13 protein-coding genes are annotated in these 13,435 nt (G+C 65.0%); 8 read left to right on the top strand and 5 right to left on the bottom strand.

Annotated elements, in window-relative coordinates:
- Nucleotides 1-76: 76 nt before the first annotated feature.
- Both Spa11_RS00725 and Spa11_RS00720 read right to left on the bottom strand, forming a co-directional pair.
- The gene (locus tag Spa11_RS00725) at nucleotides 77-919 is read right to left on the bottom strand and encodes a hypothetical protein (RefSeq protein ID WP_145105450.1); all 843 of its coding nucleotides are present in this window, start codon (nucleotides 917-919) and stop codon (nucleotides 77-79) included.
- Nucleotides 916-1,593: a J domain-containing protein gene (locus Spa11_RS00720; RefSeq protein ID WP_145105447.1), complete on the bottom strand. Its 678-nt coding sequence runs from the start codon at nucleotides 1,591-1,593 to the stop codon at nucleotides 916-918. The genes Spa11_RS00725 and Spa11_RS00720 overlap by 4 nt, the downstream gene beginning before the upstream one ends.
- 538 nt (nucleotides 1,594-2,131) lie before the next feature.
- Between Spa11_RS00720 and Spa11_RS00715 the strand changes: the two genes are divergently transcribed.
- The 4 genes from Spa11_RS00715 to Spa11_RS00700 all read left to right on the top strand — a co-directional run bounded on the left by Spa11_RS00715 (nucleotide 2,132) and on the right by Spa11_RS00700 (nucleotide 5,260).
- Complete coding sequence (locus Spa11_RS00715; protein WP_145105444.1) at nucleotides 2,132-2,626, top strand: 3-hydroxyacyl-ACP dehydratase FabZ family protein; 495 nt, start codon at nucleotides 2,132-2,134, stop codon at nucleotides 2,624-2,626.
- A gap of 92 nt (nucleotides 2,627-2,718) precedes the next feature.
- On the top strand, nucleotides 2,719-3,108 hold the full coding sequence (locus Spa11_RS00710; protein WP_145105441.1) for an acyl carrier protein: 390 nt from the start codon (nucleotides 2,719-2,721) through the stop codon (nucleotides 3,106-3,108).
- Between the two features lie 67 nt (nucleotides 3,109-3,175).
- Entirely contained in the window at nucleotides 3,176-3,733 is a 558-nt protein-coding gene (locus tag Spa11_RS00705; protein ID WP_145105438.1) for a hotdog family protein, read from the top strand.
- Between the two features lie 255 nt (nucleotides 3,734-3,988).
- Nucleotides 3,989-5,260, top strand: coding sequence for a beta-ketoacyl-[acyl-carrier-protein] synthase family protein (locus tag Spa11_RS00700; protein ID WP_145105435.1), 1,272 nt, complete (start codon nucleotides 3,989-3,991; stop codon nucleotides 5,258-5,260).
- A gap of 109 nt (nucleotides 5,261-5,369) precedes the next feature.
- Here Spa11_RS00700 and Spa11_RS00695 read toward each other — a convergent pair whose 3' ends face one another.
- On the bottom strand, nucleotides 5,370-6,488 hold the full coding sequence (locus Spa11_RS00695; protein WP_231933093.1) for a lactonase family protein: 1,119 nt from the start codon (nucleotides 6,486-6,488) through the stop codon (nucleotides 5,370-5,372).
- Between the two features lie 321 nt (nucleotides 6,489-6,809).
- Here Spa11_RS00695 and Spa11_RS00690 point away from each other — a divergent pair, with 321 nt between their 5' ends.
- Nucleotides 6,810-7,172: a hypothetical protein gene (locus Spa11_RS00690; RefSeq protein WP_145105432.1), complete on the top strand. Its 363-nt coding sequence runs from the start codon at nucleotides 6,810-6,812 to the stop codon at nucleotides 7,170-7,172.
- Nucleotides 7,173-7,328: 156 nt separating this feature from the next.
- On the opposite strand, the gene Spa11_RS00685 is transcribed toward Spa11_RS00690, so the two are convergent.
- Complete coding sequence (locus Spa11_RS00685; RefSeq protein ID WP_145105429.1) at nucleotides 7,329-8,798, bottom strand: aldehyde dehydrogenase family protein; 1,470 nt, start codon at nucleotides 8,796-8,798, stop codon at nucleotides 7,329-7,331.
- A gap of 317 nt (nucleotides 8,799-9,115) precedes the next feature.
- On the opposite strand from Spa11_RS00685, the gene Spa11_RS00680 reads away from it, so the two are divergent.
- Nucleotides 9,116-9,415: a hypothetical protein gene (locus Spa11_RS00680; RefSeq protein ID WP_145105427.1), complete on the top strand. Its 300-nt coding sequence runs from the start codon at nucleotides 9,116-9,118 to the stop codon at nucleotides 9,413-9,415.
- Between the two features lie 97 nt (nucleotides 9,416-9,512).
- A complete protein-coding gene (locus Spa11_RS00675) occupies nucleotides 9,513-9,716 on the top strand; it encodes a hypothetical protein (protein ID WP_145105424.1) in 204 nt (67 codons plus the stop codon).
- A gap of 4 nt (nucleotides 9,717-9,720) precedes the next feature.
- Here Spa11_RS00675 and Spa11_RS00670 read toward each other — a convergent pair whose 3' ends face one another.
- On the bottom strand, nucleotides 9,721-11,733 hold the full coding sequence (locus Spa11_RS00670) for a hypothetical protein (RefSeq protein ID WP_145105421.1): 2,013 nt from the start codon (nucleotides 11,731-11,733) through the stop codon (nucleotides 9,721-9,723).
- 186 nt (nucleotides 11,734-11,919) lie between these two features.
- On the opposite strand from Spa11_RS00670, the gene Spa11_RS00665 reads away from it, so the two are divergent.
- The gene (locus Spa11_RS00665) at nucleotides 11,920-13,170 is read left to right on the top strand and encodes a BaiN/RdsA family NAD(P)/FAD-dependent oxidoreductase (RefSeq protein ID WP_145105418.1); all 1,251 of its coding nucleotides are present in this window, start codon (nucleotides 11,920-11,922) and stop codon (nucleotides 13,168-13,170) included.
- Nucleotides 13,171-13,435: the final 265 nt, after the last annotated feature.

Raw genomic sequence — 13,435 nt, 5'->3', positions numbered from 1 at the left:
GGCTAGAAACGCTACGGCCAAGTGAAGCACGCTCAAAGTGACTGCAATCGGCGTCTGGAGACGCCTCCCACAGTGATCACTCGACTCGCTTTGCGAGCGGGAGGTCGTCGAGCCACTCCGCCAGGTAGCGGAGGTGCGCCATGTGGTCGTCGCCCGTCTCACCGGCGGCGCCCCAAAGCACAAAGCCGCCCCGCTCCGCCGTGCGAGTGAAGCGCAGCGTGCCGAGGCCCGGCTGGTCGATCGCCGTCGGCGTCAGCCCGAGATGCGCGAGCAACTCGTCCCCCGTCTCACGGGTGCTCTCGTAGGTCGGCGTCGCGACGTCCGAGTGCGTGAAGAGGAAGGTCTTCTCGCCACGTGTCGCCATGTCGGCGTAGGTCTTGTAGTCCGCCATCTGCTCATCGACCGGCGTGCCATCCGCGGCGTCGGTCGAGGCGTACAGGGAGTCGGCCGCAAGGATCGCGTCGATCGCCTCGCGATAGTGCGGCTGCTTCAGAATCTCGCGCACGGCGCCATAGCCGGCGCTGAATGAGGTGACGGCGATGCGATCGAAAGCCGCCTCCCCGAAGTCCGGCAGCGTCCGTAGCTTCGCCCGCGCGTCGTCGAGCAACGACCGGAACAACTCCGTGTCCGAGAACGGCTTGCTGTACGCGCTCGACAGGCCGTTGTAGTTGGCCGTCACGATGATGGCGTTGAGCCGTGCCTGAGCCGCGTTGTTCCAAACGGCCTGTGGGTCGCCGTGAAAGTGCATCAGCAAATCGACGGCGCCGTCCTGGCGATGCTCGTAGCCGGACGGCACAAACAGTTTCCACTGCGGCTGACTCAGCTCGAACGCTTCGCCCGTCGCCGGTGGCGCCTGGGCCGAAGCGACCTTGGCCAGCAACACGACAAACCAACAGGCGAACGCAACCGGGCGCTTCACGATGACTTTCTCCGTAACCATTCGCCCCATCGGCTGGTCCCTTCGACATGCTCCATCGCCGGCAGCTTCGCCAACTGACGGCGGAGCGGAAACGACACCTTCGTCCCGGTCAGATCGAGTCGCTTCAAGTTCGGCAGCCGGCTAAGCCGCATCGCGCCGGGATCGCCGACCAAGGTGTCCGCCAAGTTGAGCGACTCGAGGAACGGCAGGTTGGCGGCGTCGGCGGTTAGCTCCATGACCTGGGCGTCGCCAACGGGCCGGCCCGAAAGGTCGATCGACTTCAGCCGGTCGGCCATCGCCGCAAAATCCTCGCCGACGGTCCCCTCGAGCCAGTCGAGGGCCTCGATGACAAAAGTCCCTCCGCACCGCTCGACCAACTCGGCCGCGTCACGCTGGGCCACGTAGATTGGCGCCAACGAGCCGATCCAGGGGAGCCGCTTGCCGTTGCGCTTCGCGTACTCGACCGCATCGTTGAAGGCCTGCTGAACCTCCAAGAACTCGCTCGTCGAGCCCCCCCGATCCGGGTGGGCCTCCCGGGCCCGCTGGAAGTAGGCCTGTTTAACGTCCTGCTCGGTCACCGGCAGCGACAGCCCGAGCCGCTCGACCGCCATCGGCCGCTTCTTGTGCGTGTGACCCCGGGACGATTCGTCGGGCGGCGGGAGATGGGGCGTCATGCGGACGGCTGGGGCAGGGCGGTGAGCGGAGGGCCGCTAGCTGCTCCGATTCTAACCACCCGACCCCAGAAGTGACGGCGAGCCGGGGACGTGAGTCCTCGGTGGAACCCTGGTACCCACTTCCCACCGACGACTGACGTCGCCGGCCCGCCTTCGATCGAAGGGGCGGGCGGGGAGCACGAGGACGCAGGACCCCTGCTCAATGGCTTGCATTTCAAGCCAGATCCGGAGTCGATACAAATGTCCACCGGTGTCGAAATCGCTCGCTAGGACGCATCCTCGGCGATCTGGCGCGGGTCAGAGGGGTGCGAACCGGGGACGTAAGTCGTCGGTGGAACCCGGGTACCAAGTTCCCACCGACGACTAACGTCGCCGGCTCGCCGCCTTATTTTGCCCCCGTTGGTAGCGTTGTAGCGGCCCCGGCCCCGGGCTATAATCCGCGGCTCGACTACCCATCCTGCCTAAATTCGCGCGACTGTCCGGCGGCGTCGCGGCGCTCGCCCCCGCTCCGTCTGCCCCGCTCCGCCCGAGAGACCCGATGCGGTTCTGGCTGCTCGACACGATCGAAGAGTTCGTCGCCGACGAGCGCCTAGTGGGCTCGAAGCAGGTGAGCTATTCCGAGGAGTACCTCCAGGACCACTTCCCCGAGTTCCCGGTGCTGCCCGGCGTGTTCATGCTCGAAGCGGCGACCCAGGCCTCGGCCTGGCTGCTGCGGCTCAGCGAGGACTACGCCCACAGCGTTATCGAACTGAAAGAAGCCAAGAACATCAAGTACGCCGACTTCGTTCGACCCGGGTCGCGGCTTACCGTCACGACCGAGCTGATGAAGAAAGACGACCGCGAGGCGACCTTCAAGGTCAGCGGCATGGTCGGCGATAGCACGAGCCTCAGCGGCCGGTTGGTGCTCGAAAGATTCAACCTCGGCGACACGGATCCCAGCATGGCGGAAGTTGACGCTCACGTCGTCCGTTACATGCGGTCGATTGAGCAGGTGATGCGACTCAACCGCGTCCCCGTCGGGAACGCGACTTAAGGACAAAGCTAGCGGCGCCATCGCGGCAAGCAGACACCCGACGCGATCGCCATCGACTACCTCAGTTCATTTTCGAGAAGACGAGTAACGGTATGCCCAGCAAAGAAGAGATCTTCGCCAAGGTCCAGGAAGCCCTCGTGGACGCCCTCGGCGTGGAAGAGGACGAAGTGACGCCCGAGGCGACCCTGCAGGGCGACCTCGACGCGGAGAGCATCGACTTCCTCGACATCGTCTTCCGCCTCGAGAAGGCGTTCAACATCAAGATCGAGCGTGGCGAGCTGTTCCCCGAGGACATCCTCACCGACTCGGCCTACGTCGCCGACGGCAAGGTGAACGCCGACGGCATCGCCAAGCTCAAAGAACGCATGCCCTTCGCCAACCTCACGGCGTTCGAGGCGGACCCACAGGTCCAAAAACTCGGCAAGCAACTCACCGTCCAAGACATGTGCGGCTTCGTTGAATACAAGCTGGCGAAGTCTTGAGGTAGCAACTTCACATTTAGCCCCCGGTCATTGACCGGGGGCTAAATACTTACACAACGCCCCACTCATGAGATGGTTCTGGGTCGACCGCTTTTCCGAGTACGTCGCGGGCTCGCACGCGCGCGGGCTGAAGGGCGTGTCGCTCTCGGACGAGTTCATCCACGGCCATTGGGACATCTACCCGACGCTCCCTAACTCGCTCATCGCCGAGGGCATGGCCCAGACGGCCGGCTTGTTGGTGAGTGAGATGTACGACTTCAAAGAGCTGGTGGTCCTGGCGAAGTTCACCAAGCTGTCCTTCAACACGCTGGTGCGGCCGAGCGAATCGCTCGAGTACCACGCCACGATCGGCCGCGCCCTCGACGCCGGCGCCCAGTGCATGGTGACCGCCACCGCCCGCGGCATCGAGGGCGAACGCCAGCAGGCCGAGGCCGAAATCTTCTTCGCCCGGCTGTCCACTAGCGAGGCCGACTCCGAAGCCGCCCAGAAGGGCCTCCCGCCCCGCCTGTTCGACCCCGCCGACCTCGCCCGCTGGCTCTACGTCACCGGCGTCTTCCAAGTCGGCGTCCACGAAGACGGCAGCCGGATGAAGCCGCAAGACTACGATTTGCCGGTACTAGCGTGAGGGACGAGGGGCTAGGGACGGGGGACGAGGGTTTCATAGCTTCGGAATCCCACGTCGCTTGAACCTTGCCCCGCTGACCGAATAATCAGGTTCTCCACAACCATTTGGCAGGACGCTGTTTATCAGGAGGAGTTGAGGGGCTAAGGAACTAAGGGGCTGAGGGAACGCGCAAGCGTTTTCCCGTCCGTTCCCTCAGCTCTCAGCCCCTCAGCCCCTCCTCGTCCCCCGTCCCTAACCCCTAGCCCCTCCCACCTCATGCGTCGCGTCGTCATCACAGGCATGGGCTGCGTCACGCCCCTGGGTCACACCGTCGATGAGCTGTGGGGCAACCTGCTGGCGTGCAAGAGCGCCGTGGGGCCGACCACGCTGTTCGACGCCAGCTCGTTCCCCACCAAGATCGCCGCCGAGGTGAAGGACTGGTCGGTCGCCGACGTCGGCCTCGACGCCAAGGAGTGGGAGCGCCGCGGCCGCCACACCCGTTTCGCCGCCGGCGCCGCCAAGCAGGCGATGGACCAGTCGGGCGTCGCCGGTTCGGTCGAGCCTGCGCGGATGGGCGTCTACCTCGGCGCCGGCGAAGGCCAACAAGACTTCGAGTCGTTCGCGCGGATGATGACCGCCGCCATGCAAGGCGGCCAGCTCGACATCGCCCGCTTCGTCCAGGAGGGGATCAAATCGCTCGACCCGCAATTGGAATTGGAGCAAGAGCCCAACATGCCCGCCGGCTACCTGGCGGCGATGTTCGACGCTCAGGGCCCCAACAGCAACTGCCTCACCGCCTGCGCCGCGAGCAGCCAGGCGATCGGCGAGGCGACCGAAATCATCCGCCGCGGCGACGCCGACGTGATGCTCTCCGGCGGCTGCCACAGCATGATCCACCCGTTCGGCGTGACGGGCTTCAACCTGCTCACCGCCCTCAGCGAACGCAACGCCGAGCCGCACCGCGCGAGCCGGCCGTTCGACCGCGACCGTGACGGCTTCGTGCTCGGCGAGGGCTCGGCGATGGTCGTCCTCGAAGAGTACGAGCACGCCAAGAAGCGCGGCGCGACGATCTACGGCGAGCTGCTCGGCTACGGCGCCACCGCCGACGCTTTCCGCATCACCGACACGCACCCCGAGGGCCGCGGCGCGACGACGTGCCTCAACATCGCCCTCGCCGACGCCAAGCGCAACCCCACCGACATCGACTACGTCAACGCCCACGGCACGAGCACTTCGGTGAACGACCGCGTCGAGACGCTCGCGCTCAAGCAAGCGATGGGGGACGTGGCGTACCAGACGCCCGTCAGCAGCACCAAGAGCATGATGGGCCACCTGATCGCCGCCGCCGGCGCGACGGAGTTGATCATCTGCCTCAAGACGCTCGCCGACGGCGTGATGCCGCCGACGATCAACTACGAGACGCCCGACCCCGACTGCGACCTCGACTACATCCCGAACACGCCGCGCGAAAAGAAGTGCCGCACGGTGTTGTCAAACAGCTTCGGCTTCGGCGGTCAGAACGTGACGCTGATCGCCGGCGCGGTGTAGGGTCCGCGCCGATGTTGTGGGAGGGGTCTCCAGACCCCGATTACGGTATCCGTCCCGTAAAGGCATGGTGCGCGTAATCGGGGTCTGGAGACCCCTCCCACATCGACCCCTACTCCACAATCAACACGCACGTCGGCGAAGGCACATAGTCCGACTCGAGCGTCCACTGCAGCGCGCCGGTCTCGCCGTCGATCGAGAACACCGCGACGGTGTTCGAATCCCGGCCCGCGGCGAGCAGCCACTTGCCCGACGGCGACACGGCGAAGTGCCGTGGGTGGCTGCCACGGATCGGCTCGAGGTCGATCGGCGTCAGCTGCGACGGGTCGGCCTCGATACGGAACGCGGTGACCGAGTCGTGCCCGCGGTTGCCGACGTACACGACCTTGCCCGAAGGGTGGACGCGCACCTCCGACGCGCTGTTGGAGACCTCGCCGGCGCGCTGCTCTTCGGTGAGCGTCGGGAAGGTTTGCAGCAGCTCCAGCTCGCCCTTCTCCGTATCCCACGCGAACGCCGTGACGGCCATCGACAGTTCGTTGACGACGTAACCGAACTTGCCATTCGGATGGAAAGCGAAGTGCCGCGGGCCGCCGCCCGGCTCGCACTTCACGGACCCGTGCGGATTGAGCTCGCCCGACTCGACGTCGAAGGCGTAGACGTAGATGCGGTCGGCGCCGAGGTCGGGGACCAGCACCCACCGCCCGTCGGGCGACGGCATCGCCGAGTGCGGGTGGCATTCCTTCTGCCGGTCCGCGACGACGCCTGACGGCTCGTCGTGCTCCATCAAGGACGCCCGCTCGGCGATCGAGCCGTCCTCGCGCAGCCGGTACGACGCCACCGAGCCGCCGCCGTACTGCGCGGTGAACAGCACGCGGCCCGAGGGGTCGACCGACACGTGGCAGGGCCCGCCGTCGCCGGTCGGCGCCTGGCCGAGCAGCTCCAGCCGCTTGCGCGACCCCTCGCCGCCGATCCGCCATTCGGCGACGCCGCTCTGGCGGGCGTCGATCGTCGAGTAGAGCCGCGGCAGCGTCGGGTGCTTGGCGAGGAACCCCGGCTGCGTCGTCTCCGCGGCGAGGCGGGCGCTCGAAAGCTTGCCGGTCGCGTCGTCGAGCGTCAGGTGATAGATGCCGCGGCTGGCGCCGCTGGGGGCGGTGGCGGTGCCAATCCAGACGTCGGTCATAGCGGCGGAAGCGGTTGAGGCGGTGAGCAGGGCGAGGAGGAACAAACGCATGGCGGAATCATTGCCCTGAGAGTCGGTCGAGGCGAGGCGCCTCGCGCTGGATTGCCTAAGTTGCCGGCGGCGAAGGTCAGAGCCATTGGGACACGTCTCGCGGCCAACAAGCCGCCACCACTGATATCACAACGATATCCACGGCGGTCTTATTGATTGCAATTCACGAAGTCACAAAACACCCCGTCAGCGCCTAAAGCATTTTACCACAACGGCTTACGGAGTTCACGCCGTTATGGCCACTACTTTGCACAATCGGTATTTGCCGTCGTCGCCCCTTCCAGTCGACAACGCCACCCGATTTACCAGGAGCAAACCCAAATGACGAAGCACCTTGTTGCAGCGGCCGCCGCGGTCGCGTTGTGCTTCGTGGCTGGCGCCGATCAGGCCCAGGCCCGAGGCTTCCACATCCGCGCCGGCGGCGTCCACGTCGATATCGGCAACCCCCACGGCCACTGGGGCGGGCGACACGTCGTCGGCTACCCGGGCTACGGCGCCGGGCGTGTTCACCGCTCGTTCTACGGCGCCGGCTTCGGCGGCGGTCATGACCACGGCCACCGCCGCTGGCACGACACCAGCCACTACGACTACCACGGCCCGAGCCTCGTCCCGCACCGCGGACACTTCGACTACGTCCCCGGCCACTACGATTTCCACCGTAGCGGGCACTGGGACCACCACTGAGGCGGGGTGACGCGATAACGAATCAGCCCGGAGGAACATTGTCCCTCCGGGCTGATGTATTGATAGCGGATTGGGGATTTCGGATTAAATCGCAGAGCGAGGCTTGGGGTTCGCTTGCGTTTCAACCCGCATTCCGCAATCCCAATTCCGCAATCACTACAACGCCACCGTCACCGTCTTCGTCTCCAAATACGCATCGAGCCCCGCCGCGCCCTTCTCGCGCCCGACGCCCGAGTGCTTGAAGCCGCCGAACGGCGCCGCGGCGTCGAAGACGTCGTAGCAGTTCACCCACACGGTGCCGGCGCGCAGCTCGGCCGCCAGGCGATGCGCCTTGCTGATGTCCTTCGTCCACACGGCCGCGGCGAGACCGAAGGGCGAGTCGTTCGCGCGCTTGGCGACCTCTTCGACCTCGCTGAACTTCAGCACGCTCATCACGGGCCCGAAGATCTCTTCGCGGGCGATCCGCATGTCGTCCTTCACGCCGGTGAACAGCGTCGGCTCGACGAAAAACCCGCGGTCGCCGAACCGCTTGCCGCCGGTGACGCACTCGGCGCCGTCCTGCTTGCCGATCTCGACATACGACAGGACCTTGTCGAACTGCGCCTTATCGACCTGCGGCCCCTGCTGCGTCGCGGGGTCGAACGGGTCGCCCAAGCGATAGTCGCTGTTCATCGCCGTGAGGCGCTCGACGAACTCGTCGTGGATGTCGTCCTCGACGTACAACCGGCTGCCGGCGACGCAGCACTGGCCCTGATTGAAGTAGAGCGCGAAGTGCGCGCCGGCCACCGCCGCGTCGAGGTCGGCGTCGGCGAACACCACGTTGGGGCTCTTGCCCCCCAGCTCGAACGTCACCCGCTTGAAGGTCTCGACCGCTTCACGCTGGATGATCTTGGCGGTCGTCCCCTCGCCGGTGAACGCGATCTTGTCCACTTGCGGGTGCTTCACCAACGCCGCGCCGGCCGTCGGGCCGAAGCCCGGCACAACGTTGATCACGCCGTCCGGGAAGCCTGCTTCTTTGGCGAGCTGCGCCATCCGCAAACAGGTGAGCGGCGTCTGCTCGGCCGGCTTCATCACGATCGTGCAGCCCGCGGCTAGCGCCGGCCCCCACTTCCACGCCGCCATGAGCGCCGGAAAGTTCCACGGGATGATCTGCCCGACGACGCCGACCGGCTCACGCCGTGTGTAACAGAAGTAATCGCCACGGATAGGGATCGTGTCCCCTTGGATCTTGTCGCACCAGCCGGCGTAATAGTGCAGGCAATCGACCACCAACGGCAGGTCGGCCGCGCGCGAGTCGCTGATCGGCTTGCCGTTGTCGAGCGTCTCCAGCGCCGCCAAGTACTCGATCTCTTCCTCGATCAGATCGGCGAGCCGGTGCATCAGCTTACCGCGGTCGCGGGCGTCCATCGTCCGCCAGGGACCGCTGTCAAAAGCCCGCCGCGCCGCCTGCACGGCGCGGTCGATGTCCTCGGCGTCCCCCTCGGCGACATTGGCGATCACCTCTTCGGTGGCCGGGTGGATCGTCTCAAAGGTCTTGCCGCTCGCCGCATCGACCCACTTGCCATCGATAAAACACTGCGTCTGCTTGATCGCGGGACGCGCAACAACCTGCGTAGCGGTAGCCATCGGTACGTACCTCTGAAGTAGGGCCTCTAGCGTAGGGCCGTGGGAGTAGAGCGATGCGACGAGGCCCCCGATTGTACGGCGGAACGATAGGTTTTGCACGCCAACCGGCCGCCCCCTACTCAACCGATTCCATGCGGAGCCGGGAGACGTCAGTCCCCGGAGGGAAGCGGGTACATGGGTTCCACCGAGGGCTAACGCCCACGGCTCAGACCTCCCCCATGGTCGGTCTTATGAAAACTTGTTGCTCCGCGGCTGCGTATAGCGATAGAACTACCGCTAGTGAGTTCTGACTCACGTCCAACCTGGAGCAAGTGATCATGTTCCGTCGCGCCATGCTTGCCTTGGCCCTGTTGATGGCCTTCGGCGTCGCTCTCGAAGCGGTCGCCCAAAACCGAGCCTACTACGGCACGCAGCGCCACATGAGCGCCCGCCAATACAGCGGCGAGTACCAAGCGATGCGTCCGAACGTCGTGCCGACGTTCAGCCTGCCGGTCTACGGCGGGGGCGGTTACCGGAGCTATTACCGTGGGGGGGGCTACGGCGGATATTACGGCGGGTACCCCGTCTACCGACAGCCGGTGATTATTTACCCACCGGCGATCTATTACGGTTTCTAAGCAAGTCTTCAAAAACAGCGGGTCGGAATCGGCTAGAGGGCGTGTTAGGCTACGCGAAAGTTCTGAGCCTGTCTCCCTTTACCTCCCGGAGGCCGTCATGGCCCTCACTCGCTTCCTTGTGTTCGCGATCGCTTGCGTTGCTCTGACCGGTTGTCAGGAGAAAGAAACCGTTGTCGATGTGGAAACGCCTTCCGGCGACATCGAAGTCACGAAGGACAAAGACAGCGGCGATATCGAAGTCAAGGTAGATCGGGACCCGGCGACGGAGGCCGCATCCACCACTGAGACCGCCCCCGAGTGACGCCTTAACGTCGCGCCGCGGCTACCACCGCGAGGCCCATCGCAACCACGACAACGGCCGTTGGCTCCGGGATCGGCATGTTCGACCCCGGCAGCCAGCGGCCGTAGTTCGTTTTCCAGTTGGCCATCGCCATCGCATTGCTCGCCGGCAGGTCGCTATCGCGCAACACGGTGTAGTCGGCGGCGTCCACGCAGCCGTCGCCGTTGTAGTCGCCCGGCAACGTCACCGCGCTGTCGACCACCAGCAGCGAGAACTCCGTCTCGGTCAACTGCGGGACGAACTCCAGCGTGCCGGGGAGATCGGGGAGGACAATTTCGCTGAGATACATGCTTAGCGATTCGGCTTCGAACAGAGAGAAGACCTGCCCGGCGGCGATTTCGGTCATCGCTGAGGCGTCGATCGTCAGCGACCCGTTAACCGTCAGTGGTTCCGCACTTAGAATCGACGGGGTCGTGAGATTGCTGTTGGAGAGCGCGACTGATACCGTGTTGCCGACTGTCGCATATCCGCTGAAGAAAACCGAGCTGCCAGCGTTAAGTGACATCTCAGCATTGAGCAGCGCAGTATCCAGTTCTATCGATGCTTCAGCCGCGAGACGGAGTGCGCCCCGGGACGTGCTGCGGAGTTCAACTCCCACCGAATTGCTCTCGCCGTGAATCTCAAGGACGCCGTCGATCCAAAGCGGCCCGCCCGGCAACGACGCCTCGTCACGGATGACTGAATTATGCATCAAGAAAGCATTTGACGGGTTCGTTCCGCTTGCCGTAATGCGAAGGCCCTGAGACGAGACGATTAATTCGCTGTCAATGATTTCGGTGGAGCTCTCGATCGATAGGCTACGGCCAATCTGCAGCAGCGACCTCTCGACCTGCAAAGTCCCGTACAGTCGGCTTGAGATGCCTTCGCCGATCTCGACAACGCTATCGGTAAATCTCAGACTTCCGCCGCCGTCGAAGTGCCCGTTCAGAGCAAACTTTCCCTGCGCCACATCGATGGAGGCCAACCCAGTCCCGCTATGGAGCAGGAGGTCGCCGCCTATCTCCATGCTGCCACCCTCGACCCTAATTCGCCCCGCGCTAGTTAGGTTGGACGCCAATCGCAGCGAGTCATTTTCACCGACTTCGATTAAGCCAAGGGGCGCTACGGATACCGAATGCACCACGACTCCCGACCCGGCAATGACCCCCTCGACCTGAACGTTGTGCAACGCGATCGTGCCGCCATCAAGTTCGAGCCGGCCTTGGTGGCCAACGTCGGCGCGACTGTTGTTGCTGTTCAGCATCGACCGCACGACGGCTCCCTCCGAGACACGGAGAACACCGCCGGGTCCATAAGGCAATGACTGGCCACGCGACCCGACCGTAAGTCCGTTTGTCTGCAGTTCGGTTCGTTCCCCAGTTACGTTGGCTTTACCTTGGATCAGCACTGCTTCGCCTAAGACACCAGTTGCGGGGCCGACCCGCACGACAGCCCCATCGCGGACGTTGAGTATTGAGAAATCGGCGTCAGAGACCAGCAATTGCTTGCCAACCGTGAGCAACGACGACTCGCCAACAACTTCGACCGTCGCAAGCCCCGGCGACTCTCCCCGAGGAGAAATCGACAGCACCCCCAAATGCGTTTCCCCAACTTGGAGCCACGCCCCGTTATCGACGCGGAGATAACCTGATCCGCGGACGCCCACCCCCAACGTTGGCGTACTTGTTGAACCGGCGGAGACAACCGAAGCCTTCGTCCCCGCCCCCGTCACCACCATCTTCGCCAACGCCGACTCGCTATCGCCCACCAGCACCCGCCCGGCGGTGAACTGCGAGCCGCCATTCACCTCAACGCCGCCGCGCGGGTCCGCGTCCAGGGGGGATTGGCTCGTGGGACCAATCGCGACCGTCGTCGTGGGTTCGACGCCGGCGGGTTCGCCTGGCGTCACCGTCCCCGTGAACACCACCTCGCCAAGCGAGACGCCGGCGGCCCCAACGACCACCGCCGCCGTCACCAGTCGCAGTGCGCTAAAGAACATCTAAAAAAAGCTCCCAGGGCAGCCGCCCCTGCTCGGGTAGTAAACCAGACCGCTAGACTGCATCGGCTTCGCCAGAGTCTGACCGACGCTCGCAAGAAGTGTATTTTATCCGATCGCGCGGCCAAAACCGAACGAAATCTACTTGGCCCGTACGGGGAAAAGCCCCGCTAAACAACCTTCCTCGGCATGCCCCCCGCGACTGACTACGACGTCCTCGTCCTCGGCGCCGGCGCCGCCGGGATGCTCTGCGCCGTGCGCGCCGCGGAGCGCGGCAAGCGCGTGCTGGTGCTAGAGAAGAACACCAAGCCGGGCGTGAAGATCCTCATGTCGGGCGGCACACGCTGCAACCTCACCCACAGCGCCTCGGCCAGCGAGATCGCCGACGCCTACGCGCGGCTCGTCGGCGGCGCTGAGGGCAAAGCGAAGGCTCGCTTCCTCCGCACCGCGCTCGGCCGGCTCACGCCCGACTCCGTCGTCGCGATGTTTGCCGCCGAGGGACTCGCCACCAAGATCGAAGCCACCGGCAAGGTCTTCCCCGCAAGCGACCGCGCGCTCGACGTGCAACGGACGCTACTGCGGATGCTCGACCGCGCGGGCGCGTCGCTCGCGCTCGGCGAAGGGGTGACGTCGCTCGAGCGCAACGAAGAAGGCTACGTCGTCACCACAACGAAACGAACGATCTCCACCCCCAAGCTCGTCATCGCCGTCGGCGGTCAGTCGTACCCCGGTTGCGGCACAACGGGCGACGGCTACGCCTGGGCCAAAGCCCTCGGCCACCGCATCGCGCCGCCCCGGCCGGCGCTCGTGCCGCTCACCTCGCACGAGCGCTGGGCCTGCGAACTGCAAGGCGTCACGCTGAGCGACGTGCGGGTGCGATTGCAGGAAGGCGATATGAAACCCGTCGCCGACCGCCGTGGTTCGTTCCTGTTCACGCACTTCGGCCTCTCGGGACCCGCGGTGATGGACGCCAGCCGCTTCGTCACCGAGCGTCCCGGCGCCGGTTGGCAGGCGGTGTGTGACTTCGTGCCGAGCCTCGACGAGCAACACCTGCTCGACGCGTTGCAAGCCAGCGGCGCCCGAGGCTTGCTCAACGTCGTCGCCGAGTGGACGCCGCGCCGACTCGCCGAGTCGATCGTCACCCGCGCCGGCGCGCCGCTCGACCGCAAGCTCGCCGAACTCTCGAAGCTGGAACGCCGCGCAGTGATCGACGGCCTGAAAAGATCGGCGATCCCTTTGGTTGGTTCGCTCGGCTTCAAGAAGGCCGAGGTCACTGCCGGCGGCGTCGATCTGTCGGAGATCGACCCGAAGACGATGGAGAGCCGCCTCTCTCCCGGCGCCTACTTCATCGGCGAAGTGCTCGACCTCGACGGCCCCATCGGCGGTTACAACTTCCAAGCCGCCTTCAGCACCGGCGCGCTGGCGGGTGACTCAGTTTGAATGAACGAACGTCCGATGCGTGACCCCGACCGATAGGGTGGATTATGGCGTTCTTCATTCTGCCGTAGCGTTTCGCGCAGAAACGCGGAGACGCAGAGGATAGGCAGCGAAGACTCACGCAAAGACGCCAAGGCGCAAAGGCGAAGTCTCGTAGGAATGAGCGCAGCCGCAAACGATCGCGCACGAGTGCGTCCTTGGCGGCTTAGCGCCTTTACGTGAGTCTTAAAGACATCCCGCTCTGCGTCTCCGCGTCTCTGCGCGAGAC

Origin of the sequence: Botrimarina mediterranea, from assembly GCF_007753265.1 — a bacterium.
GTDB classification, from domain to species: domain Bacteria; phylum Planctomycetota; class Planctomycetia; order Pirellulales; family Lacipirellulaceae; genus Botrimarina; species Botrimarina mediterranea.
This window is presented reverse-complemented; position numbering and strand designations above follow the sequence as displayed.